Annotated in this window: 21 protein-coding genes; 14 read left to right on the plus strand and 7 right to left on the minus strand. The window is 70.7% G+C overall.

Annotated elements, in window-relative coordinates; all coding sequences use genetic code 11:
- Positions 1–117: 117 nt before the first annotated feature.
- Complete coding sequence (locus K3769_RS15335; protein WP_267026986.1) at positions 118–1,272, plus strand: cystathionine gamma-synthase; 1,155 nt, start codon at positions 118–120, stop codon at positions 1,270–1,272.
- 8 nt (positions 1,273–1,280) lie between these two features.
- Here K3769_RS15335 and K3769_RS15340 read toward each other — a convergent pair whose 3' ends face one another.
- The 3 genes from K3769_RS15340 to K3769_RS15350 form a co-directional block, all read right to left on the minus strand.
- Positions 1,281–1,532: a hypothetical protein gene (locus tag K3769_RS15340; protein WP_267026987.1), complete on the minus strand. Its 252-nt coding sequence runs from the start codon at positions 1,530–1,532 to the stop codon at positions 1,281–1,283.
- Positions 1,529–2,038 carry a sigma factor-like helix-turn-helix DNA-binding protein gene (locus K3769_RS15345; protein ID WP_267026988.1) on the minus strand — a complete coding sequence of 170 codons (510 nt, stop codon included), beginning with the start codon at positions 2,036–2,038 and terminating at the stop codon, positions 1,529–1,531. Before K3769_RS15345 ends, K3769_RS15340 begins: the two co-directional genes overlap by 4 nt.
- 185 nt (positions 2,039–2,223) lie before the next feature.
- Positions 2,224–2,724, minus strand: a complete 501-nt coding sequence (locus K3769_RS15350) for a MarR family winged helix-turn-helix transcriptional regulator (RefSeq protein ID WP_267031391.1) — start codon at positions 2,722–2,724, stop codon at positions 2,224–2,226.
- A 163-nt stretch (positions 2,725–2,887) separates the two neighbouring features.
- Here K3769_RS15350 and ilvA point away from each other — a divergent pair, with 163 nt between their 5' ends.
- The 3 genes from ilvA to K3769_RS15365 all read left to right on the plus strand — a co-directional run bounded on the left by ilvA (position 2,888) and on the right by K3769_RS15365 (position 6,236).
- A complete protein-coding gene (gene ilvA / locus K3769_RS15355) occupies positions 2,888–4,117 on the plus strand; it encodes a threonine ammonia-lyase (protein ID WP_267026989.1) in 1,230 nt (409 codons plus the stop codon).
- 236 nt (positions 4,118–4,353) lie between these two features.
- Complete coding sequence (locus K3769_RS15360) at positions 4,354–5,382, plus strand: ATP-binding cassette domain-containing protein (RefSeq protein WP_267026990.1); 1,029 nt, start codon at positions 4,354–4,356, stop codon at positions 5,380–5,382.
- Complete coding sequence (locus tag K3769_RS15365; RefSeq protein ID WP_267026991.1) at positions 5,379–6,236, plus strand: ABC transporter permease; 858 nt, start codon at positions 5,379–5,381, stop codon at positions 6,234–6,236. The genes K3769_RS15360 and K3769_RS15365 overlap by 4 nt, the downstream gene beginning before the upstream one ends.
- A 102-nt stretch (positions 6,237–6,338) precedes the next feature.
- Here the strand turns inward: K3769_RS15365 and greA are convergent, their stop codons facing one another.
- Together greA and K3769_RS15375 are read right to left on the minus strand one after the other, a co-directional pair.
- Complete coding sequence (gene greA / locus K3769_RS15370) at positions 6,339–6,836, minus strand: transcription elongation factor GreA (protein ID WP_267026992.1); 498 nt, start codon at positions 6,834–6,836, stop codon at positions 6,339–6,341.
- Between the two features lie 222 nt (positions 6,837–7,058).
- A complete protein-coding gene (locus K3769_RS15375) occupies positions 7,059–7,451 on the minus strand; it encodes a DUF4307 domain-containing protein (RefSeq protein ID WP_267026993.1) in 393 nt (130 codons plus the stop codon).
- 181 nt (positions 7,452–7,632) lie between these two features.
- Here K3769_RS15375 and mca point away from each other — a divergent pair, with 181 nt between their 5' ends.
- Together mca and K3769_RS15385 are read left to right on the plus strand one after the other, a co-directional pair.
- Positions 7,633–8,514, plus strand: coding sequence for a mycothiol conjugate amidase Mca (gene mca / locus K3769_RS15380; protein WP_267026994.1), 882 nt, complete (start codon positions 7,633–7,635; stop codon positions 8,512–8,514).
- Entirely contained in the window at positions 8,507–8,785 is a 279-nt protein-coding gene (locus tag K3769_RS15385) for a hypothetical protein (protein WP_372514948.1), read from the plus strand. The genes mca and K3769_RS15385 overlap by 8 nt, the downstream gene beginning before the upstream one ends.
- A gap of 157 nt (positions 8,786–8,942) precedes the next feature.
- Here K3769_RS15385 and K3769_RS15390 read toward each other — a convergent pair whose 3' ends face one another.
- Positions 8,943–12,164, minus strand: a complete 3,222-nt coding sequence (locus K3769_RS15390; protein ID WP_267026996.1) for a tetratricopeptide repeat protein — start codon at positions 12,162–12,164, stop codon at positions 8,943–8,945.
- 274 nt (positions 12,165–12,438) lie between these two features.
- On the opposite strand from K3769_RS15390, the gene K3769_RS15395 reads away from it, so the two are divergent.
- From K3769_RS15395 to K3769_RS15415, 5 genes are all read left to right on the plus strand, one after another.
- Entirely contained in the window at positions 12,439–14,469 is a 2,031-nt protein-coding gene (locus tag K3769_RS15395) for a thioredoxin domain-containing protein (RefSeq protein ID WP_267026997.1), read from the plus strand.
- A 200-nt stretch (positions 14,470–14,669) separates the two neighbouring features.
- Positions 14,670–15,998 (plus strand): glycosyltransferase, encoded by a 1,329-nt coding sequence (locus tag K3769_RS15400; protein ID WP_267026998.1) that lies wholly within the window; start codon positions 14,670–14,672, stop codon positions 15,996–15,998.
- Complete coding sequence (locus tag K3769_RS15405) at positions 15,995–17,719, plus strand: ArnT family glycosyltransferase (RefSeq protein ID WP_267026999.1); 1,725 nt, start codon at positions 15,995–15,997, stop codon at positions 17,717–17,719. The genes K3769_RS15400 and K3769_RS15405 overlap by 4 nt, the downstream gene beginning before the upstream one ends.
- Positions 17,716–18,948, plus strand: a complete 1,233-nt coding sequence (locus K3769_RS15410) for a glycosyltransferase (protein ID WP_267027000.1) — start codon at positions 17,716–17,718, stop codon at positions 18,946–18,948. The genes K3769_RS15405 and K3769_RS15410 overlap by 4 nt, the downstream gene beginning before the upstream one ends.
- Entirely contained in the window at positions 18,948–21,368 is a 2,421-nt protein-coding gene (locus tag K3769_RS15415) for a galactose oxidase early set domain-containing protein (RefSeq protein ID WP_267027001.1), read from the plus strand. The genes K3769_RS15410 and K3769_RS15415 overlap by 1 nt, the downstream gene beginning before the upstream one ends.
- 189 nt (positions 21,369–21,557) lie before the next feature.
- Here K3769_RS15415 and K3769_RS15420 read toward each other — a convergent pair whose 3' ends face one another.
- A complete protein-coding gene (locus K3769_RS15420) occupies positions 21,558–23,396 on the minus strand; it encodes a phosphoenolpyruvate carboxykinase (GTP) (protein WP_267027002.1) in 1,839 nt (612 codons plus the stop codon).
- Positions 23,397–23,695: 299 nt separating this feature from the next.
- Here K3769_RS15420 and trhA point away from each other — a divergent pair, with 299 nt between their 5' ends.
- From trhA to K3769_RS15435, 3 genes are all read left to right on the plus strand, one after another.
- Positions 23,696–24,409: a PAQR family membrane homeostasis protein TrhA gene (gene trhA, locus K3769_RS15425; RefSeq protein WP_267027003.1), complete on the plus strand. Its 714-nt coding sequence runs from the start codon at positions 23,696–23,698 to the stop codon at positions 24,407–24,409.
- A gap of 71 nt (positions 24,410–24,480) precedes the next feature.
- The gene (locus K3769_RS15430) at positions 24,481–25,119 is read left to right on the plus strand and encodes a TetR/AcrR family transcriptional regulator (RefSeq protein WP_267027004.1); all 639 of its coding nucleotides are present in this window, start codon (positions 24,481–24,483) and stop codon (positions 25,117–25,119) included.
- Positions 25,120–25,154: 35 nt separating this feature from the next.
- Positions 25,155–25,883: a Mut7-C RNAse domain-containing protein gene (locus tag K3769_RS15435; protein ID WP_267027005.1), complete on the plus strand. Its 729-nt coding sequence runs from the start codon at positions 25,155–25,157 to the stop codon at positions 25,881–25,883.
- Positions 25,884–25,887 lie beyond the last annotated feature (4 nt).

The following is a 25,887-nucleotide window of genomic DNA, read 5'->3' on the forward strand; positions in this document are numbered from 1 at the left end:
AAAACCTTCGCGGCGGGCCGGAGGGAGCAGTTCCACCGGGACCCCGGGCGACGGCCCGGGGCCGGCCCGCGGACGCCCGCCGCCACAATGCCCGCGGGCGCACTACCCTCGGTGCCCATGAGCGACAGGCACATCAGTCAGCACTTCGAAACCGTGGCGATCCACGCGGGCAACACCGCCGATCCCCTCACCGGCGCGGTCGTCCCGCCGATCTACCAGGTCTCGACCTACAAGCAGGACGGCGTGGGCGGGCTGCGCGGCGGCTACGAGTACAGCCGCAGCGCCAACCCGACGAGGACCGCGCTGGAGGAGAACCTCGCGGCCCTGGAGGGCGGCAGCCGCGGGCTCGCGTTCGCGTCCGGACTGGCGGCCGAGGACTGCCTGTTGCGTACGCTGCTCAGCCCCGGCGACCACGTGGTCATCCCCAATGACGCGTACGGCGGTACGTTCCGCCTCTTCGCGAAGGTCGTCTCCCGGTGGGGCGTGGAGTGGTCGGTCGCCGACACCAGCGACCCCGCGGCCGTACGGGCGGCCATCACGCCCGCGACGAAGGCCGTGTGGGTGGAGACCCCCTCCAACCCGCTGCTCGGCATCACCGACATCGCCGCGCTCTCGCACGTCGCGCGCGAGGCCGGCGCCAAGCTGGTCGTCGACAACACCTTCGCCAGCCCCTACCTCCAGCAGCCGCTCGCGCTCGGCGCGGACGTCGTCGTGCACTCGCTGACCAAGTACATGGGCGGCCACTCCGACGTCGTCGGCGGGGCGCTCGTGGTCGCCGACCAGGCGCTCGGCGAGGAGCTCGCCTACCACCAGAACGCGATGGGCGCGGTCGCCGGCCCGATGGACGCCTGGCTGGTGCTGCGCGGCATCAAGACGCTCGCCGTCCGCATGGACCGGCACAGCGAGAACGCCGCCAGGGTCGCCGAGATGCTCACCCGGCACGCGCGCGTGACGCGTGTTCTGTACCCGGGCCTTCCGGAGCACCCCGGTCACGAGACCGCCGCCAAGCAGATGCGGTCGTTCGGCGGCATGGTCTCCTTCCAGGTCGAGGGCGGCGAGGAGGCGGCCGTCGAGGTCTGCAACCGCGCCAAGGTGTTCACCCTGGGCGAGTCCCTGGGCGGCGTCGAGTCCCTGATCGAGCACCCGGGACGGATGACGCACGCGTCCGTGGCCGGGTCCCTCCTGGAGGTCCCCGCCGATCTCGTACGCCTGTCCGTGGGCATCGAGAACATCGACGACCTTCTTGAGGACCTCAAGCAGGCCCTGGGATAGGGCGTCGCTCACCAGCCGGTCAGCGGTGGAGTCGTCTGCGACGGCGGCTCCACCCACGGCTGGGCGACCGACAGCCACACCACGAGGGCCACGGTCGCCGCGAACAGCACCAGCCACATCAGCCGCCGGGCGACCGTCCGGCGGCGCAGCATGCGCCCGCCCCTGCGCACGGCCTCCGTGTACAGCTCCGGGGGTACGGACGGCTGCGGTGCCTCAAGGATGCGCCGGACGTCGGCCTCCCTGCGGCTGACGGGGCTCATGAAGGCACCACCTTCGCGATCGGTGGGGCGGTCTCCCGGGGCGGATGCAGCAGGGTGGCCATGGCACGGGCGCAGATCGCCCGTACGCGTTCCGTGGGCAGTCCCAGCAGCGCGGCGGCCTGCTCCTCGGCGACGCCCTCGTACATGCGCAGGACGAGGATCAGCCGTTCCTGCGGGGTGAGGTGGCGCAGGGCGCTGTCGGGGGCGGGGCGGCCACGTAGGTACGTCCGGCCGAGGCCGCCGTACTGGTGCCAGGCCCCGCGTGCGAAGCGCACGGCCAGCTGCTGCCGGGTCCGGTCGTACGGGTCCTCGCCGCGCAGGCGGTCCCAGACGGCGTACGTGTGGGCGAGGGTCGCGGTGAGCAGGCGCCGCGCGCGCGGGTTGTCGTCCGGGGGCTCCGCGGTGAGCAGTGTGGCGGCATGCAGCAACCGCCCTGCCGCGCCCGCGACGAACGCCTCGAACTCCCGGGCACGGCGGGCGTTCCGGGACGCCTGCCGCTTTCGCACCGCGCCTCCCCGTGGGAAAACCGGGGCCCTGGAGACGTACGCCGTGAACAGCCGCGTACCTCGGGGCCCGACTTCATATGAGGCCAGGCGCGGGCCCCGGTCAAGAGGGCGGCACGAGACGGTACGGCCGGATCGGTCGCGGCGGCTCGGTGCGGCCCCGCGCGGCAGGGGCGGCGGGCGGCAGGTCAGGAGGGTGCCGGTGCCTCCGCGGACGGCGACGCGGCCATGCGGGTGGAGAGCGCGACATTGAAGCGGGTGAGCAGCGCGCAGAAGGCGTCGCGCTCCTCCGGCGACCACTCCTGCGTCAGCTCCGCCATCAACTGGCGCCTGGAGGAACGGACTTCGTCCAGACGGGAGAGTCCGCGCGGCGACAGCTGGAGCACCACGGCACGCCCGTCCTCCGGGTGGGAGGTGCGCTTGACGAGCCCGGTGTCGACCAGCGGGGCCACCTGCCGGGTGACCGTCGAGGAGTCGATGCCCATGCTCGCGGCGAGCGCCTTGACGCCCATCGGCCCCTCCTTGTCGAGGCGGTTGAGCAGCAGGTACGCGGCGCGGTCCATCGAGTTGCGCACCTGTCCGACCCCGCCGAGCCGGGTCTGTTCGGCACGGCGGGCGAACACCGCGACCTCGTGCTGCAGTGTTTCCAGAAGACCGGTGTCACCGACGGTCGTCATGTCCATCGACATTTCAGGTGTTGTGGGCATGGCCGGGGGCTCTATTCATGCGTGGGGCTGGGTTGGGGGACAGAGTACGCGGACGGGGGGCGGGCCGTACCGGCGCTGAGGAAACCCGGTCTCGGACGTTGGTCACGCCCGCTGCGGCGCGGTATCAACTGCGAGAGTGGTGCCCATGAGCTATCGCACGGCCCACCCCTTGCCGCCGGTGACCCTCGACGATGTGCGCGGCGCCCAGAAGATGCTCTCCGGAGTCGCGCGGACGACCGCCATGGAGGGCAGCAGGCACCTGTCCGGCCTGGTGGGGGCGCCGGTACACCTCAAGTGCGAGAACCTCCAGCGCACCGGTTCGTTCAAACTGCGCGGCGCGTACGTGCGGATCGCCGGGCTCCTCCCCGAGGAACGGGCGGCCGGAGTGGTCGCCGCCAGCGCGGGCAACCACGCCCAGGGCGTCGCCCTGGCCTCCTCGCTGCTCGGTGTGCACTCCACCGTCTTCATGCCCTCGGGCGCCCCGCTGCCGAAGGTCGCGGCGACGACGCACTACGGAGCCGAGGTGCGTACGCACGGCACGGTGGTGGACGAGACGCTGGCCGCCGCACAGGAGTACGCGGCCGGGACGGGCGCCGTCTTCATCCACCCCTTCGACCACCCCGACATCATCGCCGGGCAGGGCACGGTGGGCCTGGAGATCCTTGAGCAGTGCCCCGAGGTGCGCACGATCGTCGTGGGGATCGGCGGTGGCGGGCTCGCCGCGGGTGTCGCGGTCGCGGTGAAGGCGCTGCGGCCGGACGTGCGGATCGTGGGGGTGCAGGCGGCGGGCGCCGCCGCGTACCCGCCCTCGCTGGCGGCCGGGCGGCCGGTGTCGGTCGAGAACCCGGCGACGATGGCCGACGGGATCAAGGTCGGGCGGCCGGGGGACGTGCCGTTCGGGATCATCGCCGACCTGGTGGACGAGATCCGCACGGTCTCCGAGGACGCGCTGTCCAGCGCGCTGCTGCTCTGCCTCGAACGGGCCAAGCTGGTCGTCGAGCCGGCCGGCGCGAGTCCGGTCGCGGCGATCATGAGCGAGCCGGACACCTTCGAGGGCCCGGTCGTCGCGGTGCTGTCCGGCGGGAACGTCGATCCGCTGCTGATGCAGCGCATCCTGCGGCACGGTATGGCCGCGAACGGCCGCTACCTCGCGGTCACGCTGCGGCTGACGGACCGGCCCGGGGCCCTGGCCACGCTTCTCGGGGTGTTGTCAGTGGTGGACGCTAACGTCCTCGATGTGAGTCACGTACGGACCGACCCGCGGCTCGGGCTCACGGAGGTGGAGGTCGAACTGCACCTGGAGACGAAGGGGCCGAAGCACTGTGCCGAGGTGAACTCGGCCCTGCGGCGGGCGGGCTACACGGTCATCGACTGAGGTCGGGCGAGGAGGCGCGCGACGGGGAGAACGCACGGAAACCGCACGCAGACCGCACGGAGAACCTGACCGGGAAAACCGCTTGAGGAAACGCGATACATCGCGTTATGGTGTGTCTCTCGTCACCATCCGCTCGGGCGGGGTGCGAAATTCGCTCGCCCGGTGGCGCAAAGCAGGCGAAAATAGCCGCCCGCTCATCACCTTTCACTGGACCCCCACCCACTTGGGAGACTCACATGCCAGGCGCCATCTACGCCGAAGGCCTGGTGAAGACCTTCGGCGACGTAAGGGCTCTGGACGGCGTCGATCTCGATGTCCCGGAGGGGACGGTCCTCGGCCTCCTCGGGCCGAACGGCGCGGGAAAGACCACCGCCGTCCGCTGCCTCACCACGCTGCTCCGGCCCGACAGCGGCACAGCGGTCGTCGCCGGCATCGACGTACTCAAACACCCGAACGAGGTACGGCGCTCGATCGGTCTGTCCGGTCAGTTCGCCGCGGTCGACGAATATCTGACGGGCCGTGAGAACCTCCACATGGTCGGCCAGCTCTACCAGATGAGGGCCAAGCAGGCGAAAGCCCGCGCGGTCGAACTGCTGGAGCAGTTCAACCTCACCGAGGCCGCCGACCGCACGGCGAAGACCTACTCCGGCGGTATGCGCCGCCGGCTCGACCTCGCCGCGGCGCTCGTCGTCTCACCGCCGGTCATGTTCATGGACGAACCGACGACCGGCCTCGACCCGCGCAACCGCCAGCAGTTGTGGGAGGTCATCAAGCAACTGGTCTCCGGCGGTACGACGCTGCTGCTGACCACCCAGTACCTCGAAGAGGCCGACCACCTCGCGCACGACATCTGCGTCGTCGACCACGGCAAGGTCATCGCCCGCGGCACCTCCGACCAGCTCAAGGCCCGTACCGGCGGCGAGCGAGTGGAGGTCGTGGTGCACGACCGCGAGCACATCGCGACCGCCACCGAGGTCCTGCGGGGCTTCGGCAAGGGCGAGACCACCGTCGAGGACCACACCCGCCGCCTCACCGTGCCCGTCTCCGGCGGCGCGAAGCTCCTCGCGGAGGTCATCCGTGAGCTGGACGCCCGGGGCATCGAGATCGACGACATCGGTCTGCGCCGCCCCACGCTCGACGACGTGTTCCTCTCCCTGACCGGCCACCTCGCCGAGCAGAAGGACGCGGAGAGCGGCGAAGGCACGGACACCGAGGCACTCAAGGGATCCAAGGGATCCAAGCGCAAGAAGGAGGCCGCCAAGTGAGCGCCGTCACCGATGCCGTGCGGACCGTGGCCCCGGGAGGCTCCCTCGGGCAGTCCGTCCGGGACTCCCTGGTCGTCGCCAAACGCAATCTGATCCGCATGACCCGGATCCCCGAGATGATCCTCTTCGGGATCATCCAGCCGGTGATGTTCGTGGTCATGTTCACGTACGTCTTCGGCGGCTCGATGCAGATCGGGAGCACCACCGACGCGGACGTCTACAAGAACTTCCTGATGGCGGGCATCTTCGCGCAGACCGTCACGTTCGCCACGGCGGGCTCGGCCGCCGGGATCGCGGACGACATGCAGAAGGGGCTCGTCGACCGCTTCCGCTCCCTGCCGATGGCCCGCGGCGCGGTGCTGACCGGCCGGACCGTCGCCGACCTGGTGCAGACCGCCATCACCCTGCTCGTCCTCGCGGTCGTCGCGCTGCTCGTGGGCTGGCGCACCGGTTCCGCGGAGCCGACCAACGCCGCCAGGGTCCTGGGCGCCTTCGGCCTGCTGCTCCTCCTGGGATACGCCTTCACCTGGATCGGAGCGCTGATCGGCCTGTCCGTGCGCACCCCCGAGGCGGCGACCTCGGGCGGGATCATCTGGCTGTTCCCGGTGACGTTCATCTCGAACGCCTTCGTGGACTCCAGCCAGATGACTCCCTGGCTGCGGCACATCGCCGAGTGGAACCCGTTCAGCGCGACGGTGCAGGCGTGCCGTGTGCTGTTCGGCAACCCGGGGGTCGTGGAGTCCAGCGCCTGGCCCATGCAGCATCCCGTCTGGGCCTCGGTCATCTGGTCGGTGCTGATCGTCGTGCTCTTCCGCACCCTTGCGGTCCGCAAGTACCGCAAGGCGGACAGCTGAGCGGGCACGCCGAGCAGACACGGGGGAGCCCGGCGCCCGGGCACGGAGAAGCCCCCGGCGCGCAGGCGCCGGGGGCTCGCCGGGGCGACGCCGGGGACGGGGTTACGCGGCGTACGGCTTGGCTTCGAGGACCTTCACCGAGGCGAGCTTGCCGTTCGGCAGTTCGTACTGGGCGTCCTCGCCGATCCTCTTGCCGTTCACGCCGGAGCCCAGCGGGGACTGCGGCGAGTACGTCTCGATGTCGGAGCTCGCGTATTCGCGGGAGGCGAGCAGGAACGTGAGGGTGTCGTCCTCGTCGCCGTCGAAGGCGATGGTGACGACCATGCCGGGCGCCACCGCGCCGTCCGCCGCCGGAGCCTCGCCCACCTTCGCGTTCTCCAGGAGCTGCGTCAGCTGGCGCACCCGGAGCTCCTGCTTGCCCTGCTCCTCCTTGGCCGCGTGGTAGCCACCGTTCTCACGCAGATCGCCCTCCTCGCGCGCGGCCGCGATCTTGGCCGTGATCTCCGTGCGCGCAGGACCAGACAGGTGCTCCAGCTCGGCCTTGAGCTGGTTGTACGCCTCCTGGGTCAGCCAGGTGACGTTCTCGCTGGTCTGGGTCACAGGTGCTCCTCGTAGGTACTGGGAATACAAAGCATCGCCCTACCCAGAAGAATGTTCCTTCTCGGGTGGGCGAAACCACGAGCCTAACAATTCACGGGCCGAAGGGGGAGGACATAACCCATCAGAATTACGTCCACGCAGGTCAGCGCGGAAGTGCCGGGAGGGACATCCGCCGGTGTCGGGAGTGGTCCGGGGTGCACCGTGCGCCGCACGGTCCGCGGCTCAGTCCGCGTGGCAGCCGAGGAGTTCCGCGGTCGTACCGGGAGCCGTCGTGCGCAGCGTGAGGACCTTGTCGACACGGGTCGCGTCCTGGTCGAACCGGAAGTCCGCGCGGCCGACCTCGGCGCCGTCCTCGGCCTGGGACCGGATCGTGCAGTACCCCGTCACACCCGAATCCTTGCGGACCTCGAGATGCACCTTCACGGCGGAATCCGAGGCGTCGAAACTGATGACCTCCGCACTGATCTTGTTGCCCGCCACGTAGTGGAAGGCGAAATAGCCGATCAGCGCGAGCAGGGCCACTCCCAGCACAGAACCGATGATCTTGAGTTTGCGGTCGGCGCGCTCGTCCGCGGAGCGACCGTACCGGCCCTCGGGCAGCTGCACCGTACTCATGATCGTCCTCTCCGGGGCGGGTGCGCGGAGCCGGGGCCAGGAATTTTTCGCCCGCCGATTCGGTCACTATAGAAGTTCCCACCCGTCACCCGACCGCCACCCCTCATCGACGTCCCTACGGGACGACCCCTTTGGATTGCGCCGTTACACCGTGGGGCGCCGACTTACTGAGGATTGAGTCTTGACTGACCAGCTGCGACTGATGGCCGTGCACGCCCACCCCGACGACGAGTCGTCGAAGGGCGCGGCCACCATGGCGAAGTACGTGTCCGAGGGGGTGGACGTGCTGGTCGTGACCTGCACGGGCGGGGAGCGCGGCTCCATCCTCAACCCCAAGCTGCAGGGCGACAAGTACGTCGAGGAGCACATCCACGAGGTGCGCAAGAAGGAGATGGACGAGGCCCGCGAGATCCTCGGCGTCAAGCAGGAATGGCTGGGCTTCGTCGACTCGGGCCTGCCCGAGGGCGACCCGCTGCCGCCGCTGCCCGAGGGCTGCTTCGCCCTGGAGGACGTCGACAAGGCCGCCGGCGAGCTGGTCCGCAAGATCCGTTCGTTCCGGCCGCAGGTGATCACCACCTACGACGAGAACGGCGGCTATCCGCACCCGGACCACATCATGACCCACAAGATCTCGATGGTGGCGTTCGAGGGCGCGGCCGACACCGAGAAGTACCCGGAGTCGGAGTTCGGCCCGGCCTTCCAGGCGCAGAAGCTCTACTACAACCAGGGCTTCAACCGCCCGCGCACCGAGGCCCTGCACCACGCCCTGCTCGACCGGGGCATGGAGTCGCCGTACGGGGACTGGCTCAAGCGGTGGGACGAGTTCGAGCGCGCCGAGCGCACCCTGACCACGCATGTGCCGTGCGCGGACTTCTTCGAGATCCGCGACAAGGCCCTCATCGCGCACGCCACGCAGATCGACCCCGACGGCGGCTGGTTCCGCGTCCCGATGGAGCTCCAGAGGGAGGTCTGGCCGACGGAGGAGTACGAGCTGGCGAAGTCCCTCGTCGACACATCCCTCCCCGAGGACGACCTCTTCGCGGGCATCCGCGACAATGCCTGATATGAGCGCAAGCCTGGCACTGACGCACCTCGTCCCCCTCGCCAAGGAGGTCGACGAGAACAAGGTCACCCCCGGTGTTCTCGGTTTCATCGTCTTCGCGGTGATGGCCGTGGCGGTATGGGGCCTGATGAAATCGATGAACCGGCAGCTGACGAGGGTCGACTTCGAGGAGGACGCCGACCCGAAGGCGGAATCCGCCGCGAAGGCGACCTCCGGAGCGACCGGCTCCGGCAGCGGTTCCGGAGGGACGGCTTCGCCCGCGAAGGGCTGAACCCCGGACGCGACGGCGACCACCGCGACCGCGTCCGGCACCTGATCCGGTGACGCCCGATCCGGTGATGCCCGATCCGGTGATGCCCTGATCCGGTGTTGTCCGGAGGCATCGCCGGATCAGCCGTACCCGGAAGGCCCGCCGGCGAGCGGCGCTCTCACGCCCGCTCCGCCGAGACCGCCACCCCCATGACCTCCCGCGCATGCCGGTTCGGGACCATTCCCAGGCGCCAGGCCTGCCAGCCGGCCTCCAGGTCGGCTCCGCGCTCCAGGAGGAGCTGGTACGCCTCGATGTAGTCGCCCAGTTTTCCGTCCCGGGACGGATGGCCGGTGCGGGAGAGCTGGGACAGCTCCTCCTGGGCCACGGCGGTGCCCACCTCGACGCCGCCGGGGGAGGCGTACGGCAGGAGCGTGCAGCGCAGGAAACGGGCCCAGTCCTCGCCGCGGCGGTCGCCGTAGGACGCGAAGAGCGCCGCCGCCTCGTCGCACAGCCCCAGCGCCGACTGCGTACGCGCGTTGCCCGCCTCCACCACCGCCAGCTCCAGGCAGGTCCACGCCTCCCCGTGGGCGACGCCGATCCGCTGGAAGTCGGCGCGCGCGTCCACCAGGAGCTGCCGGGCGAAGCCGGAGTTGCGCAGCGAGCCGGTCTGCGCGGCGCGCTGGTCGCGGGTCACCCGGGCCGAGTGGTGGCGGGCGCAGGCCAGACCGTAGACGTCGCGGATGCGCGAGAACATCGTGCGGGACCGCTCCAGTTCACGGACCGCCTGGTCGAGGTTGCCCGTCTCCTCCAGCGACTGGCCCAGGTAGTACACCGTCCACGCCTCGCCCCGCGAGTCCTCGTTCTCGCGGTGGCGGGAGGCCGCCTGGCGCAGACCGTCCACGGCGGCCGACGGATCGCCGTCGACCAGCCGGGCCCGGGCCAGCTGCGTCAGCGCCCAGGCCTCGCCACGGGCGTCGCGGGTACGCCCGTACAGGTCGAGGGCGGCGCGCAGTTCGGACTCGGCGCGCGGTACGTCGCCCATCCGCAGGCCCAGTTGGCCGAGCTGGTAGTGCGCCCACGCCTCGCCGTGCACGGACTCGCCCTCGCGGTGCAGGTCCAGGGCGCGCGTGAGGAGGTCGAGCGCCTCGCGCAGCCTCGCCCGGTCGCGCTCCACGGCCGCCAGCGCGTGCATCGTCCAGGCACGGTCCGCCGCGAGGGCGGGGGAGGCCTGCAGATCGAGGGCCTCCTGGAGCTTCAGGGCGGCCTCGGTGAGGTTGCCCTGGTGGTGGAGGGTGATGCCGAGCGAACACAGCGCCCGGGCCGCGCCCGCGTCGTGGTGGGCCTCGAAGTAGAGGTCGACCACCGACGTCAGCGTCGTACGGGCCTTGTCGAGTTCGCCGAGCTGACGGGCCGCGATGCCCGTGCGCCACTGGACCGAGCGCACCAGCAACCCTTGGTCGACGGCCTGCGTCAACTCGCTGATCTCGCCCAGCCGGTAGAGGTCGCCGCGCAGCAGGCAGTAGTCGCACAGGGCGCCCAGGAGGTTGAGCACCGCCTCCTGGTTCACGCCCTCCGCGTGCCGCAGGGCCGCCGTGATGAAGCTCGACTCGTCGTCCAGCCAGCGCAGGGCCGCGTCCAGCGAGGTGAACCCGTGCGGCCCGACCGCGCTCGACTGGAAGGACGTGTCCGCGCGCGTGGACGTCTTGCCGTCGACCAGGCGGATCACCGAGTCGGCCAGCTCGCCGTAGTTCACGATGAGACGTTCCTGCGCGGCCGTGCGCTCGGCCGGGTCCTCCTCGTCGAGGAGGCGGGCCTGCGCGAAGGCGCGTACGAGGTCGTGCAGGCGGTAGCGGCTGCCGCGGACGTGGTCGATCAGACCCGCGCGGGACAGGGCTTCCAGCCGGCGGGTCGCCTCGGGCTCGTCCGTCGCGAGCAGGGCCGCCGCCGCGGCGGCCCCCAGCGAGGCGCGGCCCGCCAGGGCGAGCCGCCGCAGCAGCCGCCTCGTCGGGTCCGGCTGGTCGGTGTAGCGCAGCCACAGCACCCGTTCGACCGGCTCGACCGGTCCGTACGCCGCCAGGTCGGTGGCGAGCCGGCGTGGCGTGCGCGGGCCCAGGGACGAGCCGGCGACGCGCAGCGCCAGAGGCAGTCCGCCGCACAACTCCCTGATCTCGTCCGCGGCTTCGGCGTCGTACGGGGCGGAGTCGTCCTGCGCGGAAGCCTTCAGCAGCTCCTCGGCGCCCGGCGCGGCCAGTGGCTCCACCGCGAGCTGGTGCACCCAGGCGGGCAGGTCGGCGGGCAGGTCCAGGGGTTTGCGGGCGGTGACGACGACCAGGCTGTCGGAACGCTCCGGCACGAGCGTGCGGACCTGCTCCAGGTCGCTCGCGTCGTCCAGCACGATCGTCACCGGCAGGCCGGTCAGATGCTGGTGATACAGCTCGGCGAGCCGCCTGACCTGCTGGTCCTGCGAGGAACGCTCACGGAACAGGAGCTGTTCGCGGGGGGCGCCGAGGCGGTTCAGCAGGTGCAGCAGCGCGTCGCGGGTGCTCAGCGGCGACTCCTCCGCGCTGTCACCGCGCAGGTCCACCACGCACGCGCCGCGGAACTGGTCCCTCAACTCGTGCGCCGCGCGGACGGCGAGGGTGCTGCGGCCGGAACCCGGCGAGCCGTGCAGGACGACCACCGTCGGCCGGGTCTCGGTGCTCGCGCGGGCCGCGTGCACCCACTGCGCGATCCGCTGCACCTCCTGTCGACGGCCCGCGAACGACCCCACCGGCTCGGGGAGTTGCCCGAACGACTGTTCCAGGACGCTCCGCCGCCGGGCTGCCGCGCTCTTGTCCGTACGCCGCAACTGGGGCGCGCCCTTCTTCGCCCCGGTGGCGGCGTTGAACACGCGCTGCTGGTCGAAGAAGGGGCGGATCCCGCGGACCTCCAGGGCGGTCAGCCAGGTCAGGCGCAGCTGTTCGGAGCCGCCGGGCTGGCCGAGGGCTCCCGCCCGGCGGCTCGCGGCCGGCAGATGGGAGGCCGTCACCTTCGCCACCGTGGTCGCGGCGCCCGCGACCCCGACGACCGCGCCCGCGGCCAGTGCCGCGCCCCCTGTGGTGCCGAGTGCCAGGTCCGCGACGACGGCCGCGAGGGCGGCGACGGCCGCCACCAGCAGGGGGGTTCCGGCGCCCTCGCGCGCGTAGCGCTGCCCGAAGGTCAGGCGGCCCGCCTCGGCCTCGTCCGTCGCCTTCGTGTAGGCCTCGTACTCCTCGGCGGCCGTCTGCGCCATGCTGTCCAGCGAGGCCCGCGCCCGCGACAGCAGTACGCTCCCGTCGGCCCGCCCGCCCGAGCGCCGAACCTCCTCCTCCACGGCCCGCACCAACAACCGCTCGGCCTCCACCCGATGGCCGTCCCGCATCTCGCGTCCCCCTCCGCCGACAACGGCTTTCCTGGTCAAGTGTCCTGCGGATGAACGGGGATGGCGAGGGACCCACGGACGGGTTCCCTGGCATGCGCACGCCCGCCCCGGGCGCCCCGAACCCAGTACCTACCCCCGGAGGAACCGGATGATCCGGGGGCCACGCCGGTGATCCGCGACGCGCCCGGGCGATCCGCAACCGCTCCCGGTGCACGCCTGCCGCGCGCCCCCACCGGTCCCCACCGCCACCCGGTCCCTGCGGCAGGATGGAGGCATGGCGAACCGACTGGCCCACGAGACGTCCCCCTACCTCCTGCAGCATGCCGACAACCCCGTCGACTGGTGGCCCTGGTCGGCCGAGGCCTTCGAGGAGGCGCGCCGGACGGGTAAACCGGTGCTGCTGAGCGTCGGCTACAGCAGCTGCCACTGGTGCCACGTCATGGCGCACGAGTCGTTCGAGGACGAGCAGACCGCCGACTACCTCAACGCGCACTTCGTGAACGTCAAGGTCGACCGTGAGGAGCGGCCCGACGTCGACGCCGTGTACATGGAGGCCGTGCAGGCGGCGACCGGGCAGGGCGGCTGGCCCATGACCGTCTTCCTGACGCCCGACGCCGAACCGTTCTACTTCGGTACCTACTTCCCGCCCGCGCCCCGGCACGGCAGCCCCTCGTTCCGGCAGGTCCTCGAAGGCGTGCGCGGTGCGTGGACCGACCGGCGGGACGAGGTCGGCGAGGTCGCCCGGAAGATCGTGCGCGACCTCGCCGGCCGCGAGATCGGCTACGGCGACGCCCAGGTACCCGGCGAGGGCGAGCTCGCGCAGGCGCTGCTCGGGCTCACCCGCGACTACGACGCCACCCACGGCGGCTTCGGCGGGGCACCCAAGTTCCCGCCGTCCATGGCGGTCGAGTTCCTGCTGCGCCACCACGCCCGCACCGGGTCCGAGGGCGCGCTCCAGATGGCCGCCGACACCTGTGAGCACATGGCCCGCGGCGGTATCTACGACCAGCTCGGCGGCGGCTTCGCCCGCTACTCCGTCGACCGTGAGTGGGTCGTGCCGCATTTCGAGAAGATGCTCTACGACAACGCGCTGCTGTGCCGCGTGTACGCGCACCTGTGGCGGACCACGGGGAGCGATCTCGCCCGCCGGGTCGCCCTGGAGACCGCCGACTTCATGGTCCGCGAACTGCGCACGAACGAGGGCGGTTTCGCCTCCGCGCTCGACGCCGACAGCGACGACGGCACGGGCAAGCACGTCGAGGGCGCGTACTACGCGTGGACGCCGCGGCAACTGCGGGACGTGCTGGGCGACGAGGACGCGCGCCTCGCCGCCGACTACTTCGGCGTGACCGAGGAGGGCACCTTCGAGGAGGGCGCCTCCGTGCTGCAACTGCCGCAGAGCGAGCGGGTCTTCGACGCAGCCCGGATCGAGTCCGTCAAGGCCCGCATGAAGGAGGCGCGCGACGGTCGTCCCGCGCCCGGCCGGGACGACAAGGTCGTCGCCGCCTGGAACGGGCTCGCGATCGCCGCACTGGCCGAGACCGGCGCGTACTTCGACCGCCCCGACCTCGTCGACGCGGCGGTCGCGGCGGCCGACCTCCTCGTCCGGCTCCATCTGGACGAGCACGCGCGGCTCGCCCGTACCAGCAAGGACGGGCGTGTCGGCGCGCACGCGGGGGTGCTGGAGGACTACGCGGACGTCGCGGAGGGCTTCCTCGCGCTGGCCTCGGTCACCGGCGAGGGCGTCTGGCTGGAGTTCGCCGGCTTCCTGCTCGACCACGTCCTGACGCAGTTCACCGACGAGAAGTCGGGAGCCCTGTACGACACCGCGGCCGACGCCGAGAAGCTCATCCGGCGCCCGCAGGACCCGACCGACAACGCCACGCCCTCCGGCTGGAGCGCGGCGGCCGGCGCCCTGCTGAGCTACGCCGCCCAGACCGGCTCGGAGCCCCATCGGAGCGCCGCCGAGCGGGCGCTGGGCGTGGTCAAGGCGCTCGGGCCGCGCGCTCCGCGGTTCATCGGCTGGGGACTGGCCACCGCCGAGGCCCAGTTGGACGGCCCGCGCGAGGTGGCCGTCGTCGGACCACGTGACAATCCGGCCACCCGGGAGCTGCACCGCGCCGCCCTGCTCGCCACCGCACCCGGCGCGGTCGTCGCCGTGGGCACTGCGGACAGTGACGAACTGCCCCTGCTCGCCCACCGGTCACTTGTCGACAATGAACCGACCGCGTATGTCTGCCGTAACTTCACCTGTGACGCCCCGACGACCGACGTCGACCGCCTCCGGGCGGCGCTGGGGCGCTGAGCAGGGGAAACACCAGGCATGCCGAGGTTCGATGTGCGCAGGTGTTCGGATACGTCCTACTAGTCGACCGAGCATTCCGAAACACGCTATTTATCAGAACACCTCCCGGACTTCACAGAATCCCCATAGTCTCTGTCCCGGACACGACAGGAGTGACTCGCTGTCGTGACAGGGGGTTCTGGGGATCCTGGGGGGATCTTTTGCTGGCGTCTGTCTTCATCGCTGTCGTTTCGCTCGCCCTTTTCTGGATGGCTGCTTTCACCCTGTGGTGGCAGATGCACGCGTGGCGCACGCCCGAGGTGCTCGCCTCCACCCGGTTCAGCAGTCCGGACGGGGGCGAGCACGTGTCCTTCTCGCTGCTGCTGCCCGCGAGACACGAACAGGCCGTCCTCGACCACACCGTCCGGCGCCTGCTGGAATCCAGCCACACCGACTTCGAGGTCATCGTGATCGTCGGCCACGACGACCCGGACACCACCGAGGTGGCCCGGCGCGCCGAGGCCCGCGACCCGCGCGTCCGTGTGGTCGTCGACACCCACGAGAAGAAGAACAAGCCGAAGGCCATGAACACGGCGCTGCCGCACTGCCGCGGCGAGGTCGTCGGAGTCTTCGACGCGGAGGACCAGGTCCACCCGGAGCTGCTCGCGCACGTCGACCACGCCTTCCGCACCACCGGCGCGGACGTCGTGCAGGGCGGCGTCCAGCTCATCAACTTCCACTCCAGCTGGTACAGCCTGCGCAACTGCCTGGAGTACTTCTTCTGGTTCCGCTCGCGGCTCCACCTCCATGCGCAGAAAGGTTTCATCCCGCTGGGCGGCAACACCGTCTTCGTCCGCACCGACGTCCTGCGGGAGGCCGACGGCTGGGACCCCGACTGCCTCGCCGAGGACTGTGACCTGGGAGTACGGCTCTCCAGCACCGGCAAGAAGGTTGTCGTCGCGTACGACTCCGACATGGTGACCAAGGAGGAGACACCCGGCAGCCTGATGTCGCTCCTGAAGCAGCGCACCCGGTGGAACCAGGGATTCCTCCAGGTCTACCGCAAGAAGGACTGGAAGCAGCTCCCCGGCTTCGGCCAGCGCCTGCTCGCCCGCTACACCCTGATGACGCCGTACCTCCAGGCGATCTCCGGCGTGATCATCCCGCTCAACGTGGCCGTGGCGCTCTTCCTCGACGTCCCCGTCGGCATCGCCTTCATCACCTTCCTGCCGGCCGTCACCGCGTTCGTCACCTTCGTCTTCGAACTGGTCGGACTGCACGACTTCGGCAGGCAGTACGGGCTGCGCGTCCGCTTCGTCCACTACCTCAAGCTCGTCGTCGGCGGCCCCTTCTACCAGGTGCTCCTCGCCGGAGCGGCCGTCCGGGCCGTCTGGCGCGAGCAGCGGGGCCGCGACGACTGGGAACTGACCAGCCACGTCGGCGCACACCTCACCGACACCGGCCACGACTTCGGCAAGGGCGCCGACACCGCTACCGCCACCGAAGCCGCGGCAGCGTCCCGCGGGTCCCGAGAGGACGTCCCCGCGTGACCTCCACCCTCCCCGCGGTGACCGCACCCAAGGTCCCCGCGCAGCGCACACCTGTCCCCACCACCGGCTCGGCCCCTCGAACAGCCCCGTCCCGGCTGCGCCGTTCGAAGACCGACCTCATCCTGTGCGGCGTACTCCTCGTGGCCGTCATGACCGTGCAGGGCTGGAACATCGCCGACTACCCGACTCTCAGCGACGACGAGGGCACCTACCTCGCCCAGGCCTGGTCCGTCCAGCAGGGCGACGGCCTGGCGCACTACACGTACTGGTACGACCACCCGCCCCTCGGCTGGATACAGATAGCCGCACTGACCTGGATACCGTCCCTGCTCAGCCCCGAGTCGATGACCGTCGGCTCGATGCGGATCGTGATGCTCCTGGTCAGCGCGGTGAGCGCGGTCCTCGTCTACGTACTGGCCCGCCGCCTGTCCCTGCCGCGCTGGGCCGCCGCCCTCGCGCTCCTGCTGTTCGGCCTCTCACCGCTCTCCGTCGTCCTGCAGCGCGAGATCTTCCTCGACAACATCGCGGTGATGTGGACGCTGCTCGCGTTCTGCCTCGCCGCCTCCCCGAGCCGCCATCTCTGGCACCACTTCGGGGCGGGACTCGCCGCCGCGGCGGCGGTGCTCACCAAAGAGACCATGATCTTCGTCCTGCCCGCCGTGCTCGTCACCATGTGGCGCCACAGCCACCGCGACACCCGCAAGTTCGCCCTCACCGGAGCCGTCACGGCCTGCGTCCTGATCGGCATGTCGTACCCGCTCTTCGCCCTCCTCAAGGGCGAGCTGTTCCCCGGCGCCGGACACGTCTCGCTCTGGGACGGCCTCCGGTACCAGCTGACCAGGCCCGGTTCGGGCTTCATCCTCGACGAGGGCTCCGGCTCGAACGAGGTCCTGCGGTCCTGGCTCTACTACGACCGCGTCCTGCCGCTGGGCGGCCTGGCCGGAGCCCTGCTCCTCCTGGTCACCTGGCGCTGGTCGGTCACCGCCCGCGCCCTCGCGGGACCCGCCCTCACCGTCGCCGTCCTCGCCCTGGTCGCCCTGCGCCCGAACGGCTACCTGCCCGCGATGTACGTCATCCAGGCCCTGCCGTTCCTCGCGCTGGTCCTCGCCGGAGGCACCGCGAGCGTCGCCCACGGCGTGCTGCGCAGATGGCGCACCACCGACGAGAGCACGTACGTCACCCGAGGGCGGTACGCGGTCGCCGCGCTGCTGGTGGCGGTCTCGGCCGTGTACGTCGTGCCGCCCTGGTACGACGGCGCCCGCACCGCCGCGACCACCGACGCCAACGCCCCCTACCGGGCCGCCTCCCAGTGGCTGGCCACCGAGGTCGACAACCCCCGGGACACCCGTGTCCTGGTCGACGACGCGCTCTGGCTCGACCTCGTGCACGCCGGCTACCAGCCCGGCCTCGGCGTCATCTGGTTCTACAAGGCGGACCTCGACCCCGCCGTGACGAGGACGATGCCGCGCGGCTGGCGCGACCTCGACTACGTCGTCGCCTCGCCGACCGTGCGGCGCGACGCCGTCGACCTGCCCAACGTCAGGCAGGCGATGAGGCACTCGGCACCGGTCGCCACCTTCGGCGAGGGCCCGGACCGCATCGAGATCCGGCGGATCGAGAACGGCGGCAAGGAGAGCAGGGCCAGCAGACGGAGCACCGCGGGTACCGCGGACGCGGCCGACTCCGCGGGCGCCGCCGCCACGGAAGGCGGCGACCGATGACGTACGAGTCCGTCGACGGGCACATCGTGCCGGGGGAGTTGGGCGACCCGGCCCTGCGCGCGGCCTCCCCGCTCCCCGAGCCCGGCGCGGTCACCATCGTCGTGCCCACCTTCAACGAGTCCGCGAACGTCCGTGAGCTGCTGCGGCAGATCACCGCCTCCGTGCCCGCGCGGCTGCCCTGCGAAGTCGTCTTCGTGGACGACTCCACCGACGACACCCCCGAGGTGATCCGCGAGGCCGCCCGCGACTGCCCGTACCCGGTGACCTTGCTGCACCGGGAGAGCCCCGTCGGCGGGCTCGGCGGGGCCGTCGTCGAGGGCCTGCGGGCGGCGACCTCCGACTGGGTCGTCGTCATGGACGGCGACCTGCAGCATCCACCGTCCCTGGTCCCCGAGTTGGTGGCCGCGGGCGAACGCGCCCCCGCCGGACTGGTCGTCGCCTCCCGCTACATCAAGGGCGGCAGCCGCGAGGGACTGGCGGGCGGCTACCGCGTCGCCGTCTCGCGCGGCGCCACCTGGCTGACGAAAACGCTGTTCCCGCACCGGCTGCGCGGCATCAGCGACCCGATGAGCGGCTTCTTCGCGATCCGCCGCAGCGCGGTCACCGCGGACGTCCTGAAGCCGCTCGGCTACAAGATCCTGCTCGAAATGGCCGTACGGGCCAGGCCGCGCCAGGTCACCGAGGTGCCGTTCGTCTTCCAGGACCGGTTCGCGGGGGAGTCCAAGTCGAGTGCGCGGGAGGGCGTCCGCTTCCTGCGGCACCTCGCCGGACTGCGCACGGCCTCGCCGGTGGCCCGGATGGTGGTCTTCGGGCTGATCGGCGCGACGGGTTTCCTGCCCAACCTCCTGGGCCTGTGGGCCCTGACGGCCGCCGGGACGCACTATCTGCCCGCCGAGATCGTCGCCAACCAGTTCGGGGTCGCCTGGAACTTCCTGCTCATCGAGCACCTCTGCTTCCGGGACCGGCGGCAGCACCGGCCCTGGTGGGACAGGGCCGGCCGGTTCGCGCTGCTCGCCAACGCCGACCTGGTGCTGCGCATCCCGCTGATCGCGCTGCTCGTGGGGCAGTTCGGCCTGAGCGCGCTCACCGCCACGGCCCTCGCCCTGGTGACGACCTTCGTGCTGCGGTTCGCGGGCACGGAGGCTCTGGTCTACGGCATGGCGGCGGGCAAGAACCGCCGTACGAGGAGCCGCATCCCAAGGAGCCGCACCCCAAGGAGATCCAGCTGATGTTCGGACGACCCGTACGGCACAGACGCCGTACCACCACCCTGCTCGCCGTCGGAGCCCTCACCTCGGGGCTGCTCCTCTCCGTCCCCCAGCCCGCCTCCGCCGCCAACCTCGTGAAGAACCCCGGCTTCGAGACCGCGGGCACGGGCGGCGACGGCATGCCGTACTGCTGGGAGAGGTCCGGCTGGGGCGACAACGACTTCACCTTCTCCACCGTGGGCGGTGCCCACACCGGTTCCAAGGCCATGAAGGTCGAGCTGACCCGCCGTACCGAGGGCGACCGCAAGGCGCTGATCACCGAGTCCGCCGAGTGCGCGCCCGTGGTGAGCGTCGGCAGGCAGTACGACCTCGGGCTCTGGTACAAGTCGACGACCCCGGACACCTCCCTCACGCTCTTCCGGCACGACACCACCGCCGGCTGGCAGTACTGGACCGACCTCAAGACGCTCCCGATCAGCGCGAACTGGTCCGAGGCGACGGTCCGTACCCCCGAGGTCCCCGCGGGCACCGACCGGATCAGCTGGGGTGTCTCCGTCTACGGCACCGGCTCCGCGACCACCGACGACTACACGATGGACCAGGTCGCCGACCCGGTACCCGACCCGGTGTGCACGGGCACGGCCGAGCAGTGCGCCAACGGCCGCTGGGACGTGCTGCCCACGCAGAACCCGGTCCGCTCCATGCACTCGGTCGTCCTCAACAACGGCAAGGTGCTGCTGATCGCCGGCTCGGGCAACAGCGAGGAGATGTTCGAGGCGGGCACGTTCACCAGCGCGGTCTACAACCCGCAGACCGGCACCTACAAGCAGATCCCCACGCCCAAGGACATGTTCTGCGCGGGCCATGTGCAGCTCGACGACGGCCGGGTCCTCGTCATGAGCGGCAACAACGGCTATCCGTCCGCCGACGGCACGATCGGCTACCAGGGCTACAAGGACTCGTACCTCTTCGACCCGGTCACCGAGACGTACAGCAGGACCAACGACATGAACGACGGGCACTGGTATCCGTCGGCGACGATCCTCGGCAACGGTGACGTGCTCTCCTTCGGCGGGCTGAAGGAGGACTCCACCGGCTCCGTGACGGCCGAGCGCTGGTCGGACGCCGAGAACAAGTGGCTGCCGCTGTGGCAGGTCAACCAGACCTGGTCGTACTGGGGGCTGTACCCGACGATGGTCCTGATGCAGGACGGCCGCCTCTTCTACACGGGCAGCCACACCTTCGGCAACAACATCCCCGGCACGGGCTCGGCGATCTACGACTACGACGCCAACACCACCACGCAGGTGCCCGGCCTGCAGCGCAAGGACGAACGCGACCAGTCGGCCAGCGTGCTGCTGCCCCCGGCCCAGGACCAGAAGGTCCTCACCATCGGCGGCGGCAACATCGACTCCAACCCCGACGCGAACCGGCTGACCGACCTCATCGACCTCAAGTCCGCGAACCCCGTGTACGCCGCCGGGCCGCCGCTCCCGCAGGGCACCGTCGACCTCGGCAACGGCAAGGTCGCGCAGACCGGCGCCCAGGGCAAGATGTACGTCTCCGCCGTGCTGCTGCCCGACGGGAAGGTCCTGGAGACCGGCGGCGCCCTGCACAACCGCGCCAACCCGGTGTACGAGTCGTCGCTCTACGACCCGGCGACGAACACCTTCGACCCGGTGGCCGCCGACCCCGAGGCCCGCGGCTACCACTCGTCGGCGTTCCTGCTCCCGGACGGCCGGGTGATGGCGACCGGCGACAACCCGGGCAACGGCAGCTGGAACCACAACGTGTCCGTCTACACCCCGCCGTACCTGCTCAAGGGCCCGCGCCCGGCGATCACTTCACTGATCGACACCGAGTGGACGTACGGCGACACGCAGCGCATCACGGTCGACCGGTCCATCGCCAGGGCCGAACTGATCCGCCCGGCCGCGGTGACGCACTCCTCCGACCCGAACCAGCGCTTCGTGGACCTGCCGCTCTCCGTCGACGGGAACAACGTCGACCTGAACGTGACGAGCAACCCGAACCTCGCCCCGCCCGGCTGGTACATGCTCTTCGCGGTCGACGCGAACGGGGTGCCGTCGGTGGCGAAGTGGGTCCACCTCCAGGGCCCGTCCGCGGCGGCGGCCCCCTCGGGCCACGTCCACTCCTTCGCGGACTCCCTCGAAGGGAAGGTCGTCGCGCCCGGCAAGAAGCGCGCGTCGGCGAAGGTGAGCCCGACCGTCGCGGGCTGCGACCGCCACTACGGCTCCGCGAACGTCTGCGTCCCGACGGTCTTCCCGAAGACGGTCAAGGGGACGACAGCGTCCCGCTGCACCTGGCTGAAGTCCAACGACTACGGCCCCCTGAAGATCAACGGCAACGACGACCCTCTACGCCTGGACCGCAACGGGGACGGCACGGCGTGCGGAAAGGGAGACGCCAGGCAGCCCTGATCTTCCAGGGGCGCGGGGAACGGCGCAACCTTTTGCCTTTAGGGGCGCGGGCAACGGCGCAACCTTTTGCCTTTAGGGGCGCGGGGAACTGCGCACCCCAGCCACGACGCGCCCGCACCCGGCCACATACCTCAAGCGCCGGACGGCTGATCACTCAGCCCGTCCGGCGCTTGAGAACAACGGTGGGCGTCAGCCCAGACGCTTGACCAAGGCCCGGTACTCGTCCCACAGCTCCACCGGCGTGTGCTCACCGAACGTGTTCAGGTGCTCCGGCACCAGCGCGGCCTCCTCGCGCCAGACCTCCTTGTCGACCGTGAGCAGGAAGTCGAGGTCGGACTCGGAGAGTTCGAGACCCTCCGTGTCGAGCGCGCCCTTCGCGGGCAGCACCCCGATCGGCGTCTCGACGCCCTCGGCCCGCCCGTCGAGGCGGTCCACGATCCACTTCAGGACCCGGCTGTTCTCGCCGAAGCCGGGCCAGACGAACTTGCCCTCGTCGTTCTTGCGGAACCAGTTGACGTAGTAGATCTTCGGCAGCTTCGCCTGGTCCTTGCCCTTGGCGACATCGACCCAGTGGCCCATGTAGTCGCCCATGTTGTAACCGCAGAACGGCAGCATCGCGAACGGGTCGCGGCGCAGCTCACCGACCTTGCCCTCGGCGGCGGCGGTCTTCTCGGAGGCGACGTTCGCCCCGAGGAAGACACCGTGGTTCCAGTCGAAGGACTCCGTCACCAGCGGCACGGCCGTGGCCCGGCGGCCACCGAAGAGGATCGCCGAGATCGGCACGCCCCGCGGGTCCTCCCACTCGGGCGCGATGATCGGGCACTGCGCGGCGGGCGTGGTGAACCGGGCGTTCGGGTGCGCCGCCGGGACGCCTGACTCGGGCGTCCAGTCGTTGCCCTTCCAGTCCGTCAGATGGGCGGGCGTCTCCTCGGTCATACCCTCCCACCACACGTCGTTGTCGTCGGTGAGGGCGACGTTGGTGAAGACGGAGTTGCCCCACAGCGTCTTCATCGCGTTGGCGTTGGTGTGCTCACCGGTGCCGGGCGCGACGCCGAAGAAACCGGCCTCGGGGTTGATGGCGTACAGCCGCCCGTCCTCGCCGAAGCGCATCCACGCGATGTCGTCGCCGATGGTCTCGACGGTCCAGCCGCGCACCGTCGGCTCCAGCATCGCGAGGTTCGTCTTGCCGCAGGCACTGGGGAACGCGGCGGCGACGTACTTCGACTCTCCCTGCGGAGGCGTGAGCTTCAGGATGAGCATGTGCTCGGCGAGCCAGCCCTCGTCACGGGCCATGACGGAGGCGATGCGCAGTGCGTAGCACTTCTTGCCGAGCAGCGCGTTGCCGCCGTACCCGGAGCCGTACGACCAGATCTCGCGGGTCTCCGGGAAGTGCGAGATGTACTTCGTGGAGTTGCACGGCCACGGGACGTCCGCCTCGCCCTCCTCCAGCGGCGCCCCGAGCGTGTGCACAGCACGCACGAAGAAACCGTCGGAGCCGAGTTCGTCGAGGACCGGGCGGCCCATCCGGGTCATGGTGCGCATGGACACGGCGACGTACGCGGAGTCGGTGATCTCGACCCCGATGGCGGAGAGGTCGGAGCCGAGGGGGCCCATGCAGAACGGGACGACGTACATCGTCCGGCCGCGCATCGAGCCGCGGAAGATCCCTCCGTTGCCCTCCTTGCCCTGGAAGACCTCCCGCATCTCGGCGGGGTCCTTCCAGTGGTTGGTCGGGCCCGCGTCCGCCTCGTCCTCGGAGCAGATGAACGTCCGGTCCTCGACCCGGGCGACATCGGTCGGGTCGGAGGCGGCGTAGTAGGAGTTCGGGCGCTTGATCGGGTCGAGCTTCTTGAAGGTGCCCTTGCGGACGAGCTCCTCGCTCAGTCGCTCGTATTCGGCCTCTGAGCCGTCACACCAGACCACACTGTCCGGCTGCGTCAGTTCGGCGATCTCGTTGACCCACGAGATCAGTTCCTGATGGTTGGTGGGGACGGTGTCGGACGAGGGAGCCGCGATGTCGCGCGCCACGATCGCTCCTAGATGAGGGGTTTTTGTTTTTTGTGCCCCGTGGGGGCTGCGACCCGGATGCTTCACGTGATCGATACTCACCGATCGTCACCGATTCTCACTGCCCTCAATCGATCTTTTCGGTGGATATCGATCTTCCTGGCGCTCATCCGGTGCCGACCGCACTCATTTGATCATCCGACGCGTGCGCGCATATGTCCAGAGGGCCTCACACCTGAGCGGAGTGAGCATCGCCACTTGTCGTGCTTCCGGCGGCCGACTGATACGTAACTTACGGTTCCGTAGGTACGATGTATGGCATGACTGCGCCCAGCCCTGACGCCTCTGCGGAATCGCCGGTCGTCGACCGTGTCGCCGAAGCGCTCTCCCTGCCGCACCCCGTCAAACCAAGACTTCGCGGCTGGCTGCACGCCGGAATGTTCCCGGCGGTCCTCGTCTCCGGCCTGGTCCTGACGGCCCTCGCCGGCTCGACCCGCGCCCGCGCGGCCTGCGCGGTCTTCGTCCTGACGGCCTGCCTGCTGTTCGGGGTCAGCGCCATCTACCACCGCGGCACGTGGAGCCCGCGCATGGACGGCGTGCTGCGCAGACTCGACCACGCGAACATCTTCCTGATCATCGCGGGCTCCTACACCCCGCTGACGATGCTGCTGCTTCCGGAGAGCAAGGGGAAGTGGCTGCTGTGGGGCATCTGGGGCGCGGCGCTCGCGGGCATCGCCTTCCGGGTCTTCTGGATCGGCGCGCCGCGCTGGCTCTACACGCCCTGCTACATCGCGATGGGCTGGGCCGCCGTCTTCTTCCTCCCCGACTTCATGCGGGCCGGCGGCGTCGCCGTCCTGGTCCTGGTAATCGTGGGCGGCCTCCTCTACAGCGCCGGCGGAGTGATCTACGCGCTCAAGCGCCCCAACCCCTCACCGCGCTGGTTCGGCTTCCACGAGGTCTTCCACTCACTCACGCTCGCGGCGTTCATCGCGCACTACATCGGCATCTCGATGGTGGCCTACCGGTACGGATAGCCGGGCCGGCGCTCCGCGGCGGCCGTCCCGGACATGGCCCCGCCACCGGCGGATGCCCGACAATGACCGCCATGACGGCCGCACGTACACCGCCTCCCGACGCCCCAGCGGCCCGCCCCGGGCCGGGACTGCGGGAGCGCAAGAAAATCAGGACACGCACGGCCATCCGTGAGGCGACGTACCGGCTGATCCGCGAGCAGGGGTACGACGCGACGACGATCGAGCGGATCGCCGAGCGGGCCGAGGTGTCGCCTTCCACGGTCCTGCGCTACTTCCCGGCCAAGGAGGACATCCTCCTCCCGGACGACTACGCGCCGCTCCTGGTGGCGGAGCTGCGCGCCCGCCCGGCCGGCGAACCCTGGCGCGACTCCCTCCGGCACGTGCTCAGGGCGGGCATCGCCCTCGGCGCCCCGGAGGACCCCGAGGCGGCCCGGCTGCGGACCAGGCTGATGGTCGAAGTGCCCGCCGTGCGCACCCGGATGACGGAGAGCATGGCCGACACCGGCCGACTGCTCTGCCGGACCATCGGCGAGCGCACCGGCCGGACACCGGACGGCTTCGAGGTGCGCGTCCTCGCGATGTCTCTGATGAGCGGTCTGACGGAGGTGTCCCTGTACTGGGCCGAGCACGGACACGAGGACGACCTCGGCGTCCTGGTCGACCGGGCCCTGGACATCCTGGAACGAGGGCTCGCTCCGGGAAAACCCTGAGGCCACGGGCCCGCCCCGCATGTCATCCTGACCCGGTGAACGGACCGGAGATCCAGCTCGAATTCGCCCCCGGACTGCGGGTGTTCGTCCCGCACGGACGCCGGTCGGGGGCCACGCCGGTCGCCACCGACGGCTCCTCCACGCTGGGCCACGTCGTCGAGTCGCTGGGCGTCCCGCTGACCGAGGTCGGGGAACTCGTGGTGAACGGCCACCCGGTGACCGTCTCGCATCTTCCCGCGGCGGCCGACTCCGTCGAGGTACGCGCGGTCGAGCGCCCTCAGCCGGTGCCGGGCGCTCCGCTGCGGTTCCTGCTCGACGTCCACCTGGGCACGCTGGCGCGCAGGCTGCGGCTGCTCGGTGTCGACGCCGCGTACGAGTCGCCGGACATCGGCGATCCCGCGCTCGCGGCCCGCTCCGCGGCCGAACGCCGGGTGCTGCTCAGCCGGGACCGCGGCCTGCTGAGACGCCGGGAACTGTGGTCCGGAGCGTTCGTCCACAGCACGCGACCGGATGAACAACTACGGGACGTACTGAGCCGTTTCGCCCCCGCCCTGCACCCCTGGACCCGCTGCACCGCATGCAACGGACTGCTGGCAGAGGCCTCGAAGGACGAGGTCGCCGAGCAGCTCCAAGGGGGTACGCGACGGTCGTACGACGTGTTCGCGAAGTGCGCGGAGTGCGGGCGGGCGTACTGGCGGGGCGCACACCATGAGCAACTGGAGACGATCGTGGCCCGGGCACTCACCGAGTTCGGCGCGCGCTGAGTCC

This window comes from Streptomyces ortus, from assembly GCF_026341275.1.
GTDB classification, from domain to species: Bacteria; Actinomycetota; Actinomycetes; order Streptomycetales; family Streptomycetaceae; genus Streptomyces; species Streptomyces ortus.

Excerpts from the sequence above, each read along its gene's own strand:
- K3769_RS15335 (WP_267026986.1), top strand. The coding sequence starts at position 118 with ATGAGCGACAGGCACATCAGTCAGCACTTCGAAACCGTGGCGATCCAC.
- K3769_RS15340 (WP_267026987.1), bottom strand. The coding sequence starts at position 1,532 with ATGAGCCCCGTCAGCCGCAGGGAGGCCGACGTCCGGCGCATCCTTGAG.
- K3769_RS15350 (WP_267031391.1), bottom strand. The coding sequence starts at position 2,724 with ATGTCGATGGACATGACGACCGTCGGTGACACCGGTCTTCTGGAAACA.
- ilvA (WP_267026989.1), top strand. The coding sequence starts at position 2,888 with ATGAGCTATCGCACGGCCCACCCCTTGCCGCCGGTGACCCTCGACGAT.
- K3769_RS15360 (WP_267026990.1), top strand. The coding sequence starts at position 4,354 with ATGCCAGGCGCCATCTACGCCGAAGGCCTGGTGAAGACCTTCGGCGAC.
- K3769_RS15375 (WP_267026993.1), bottom strand. The coding sequence starts at position 7,451 with ATGAGTACGGTGCAGCTGCCCGAGGGCCGGTACGGTCGCTCCGCGGAC.
- K3769_RS15385 (WP_372514948.1), top strand. The coding sequence starts at position 8,507 with ATGCCTGATATGAGCGCAAGCCTGGCACTGACGCACCTCGTCCCCCTC.
- K3769_RS15390 (WP_267026996.1), bottom strand. The coding sequence starts at position 12,164 with ATGCGGGACGGCCATCGGGTGGAGGCCGAGCGGTTGTTGGTGCGGGCC.
- K3769_RS15395 (WP_267026997.1), top strand. The coding sequence starts at position 12,439 with ATGGCGAACCGACTGGCCCACGAGACGTCCCCCTACCTCCTGCAGCAT.
- K3769_RS15410 (WP_267027000.1), top strand. The coding sequence starts at position 17,716 with ATGACGTACGAGTCCGTCGACGGGCACATCGTGCCGGGGGAGTTGGGC.
- K3769_RS15415 (WP_267027001.1), top strand. The coding sequence starts at position 18,948 with ATGTTCGGACGACCCGTACGGCACAGACGCCGTACCACCACCCTGCTC.
- trhA (WP_267027003.1), top strand. The coding sequence starts at position 23,696 with ATGACTGCGCCCAGCCCTGACGCCTCTGCGGAATCGCCGGTCGTCGAC.
- K3769_RS15430 (WP_267027004.1), top strand. The coding sequence starts at position 24,481 with ATGACGGCCGCACGTACACCGCCTCCCGACGCCCCAGCGGCCCGCCCC.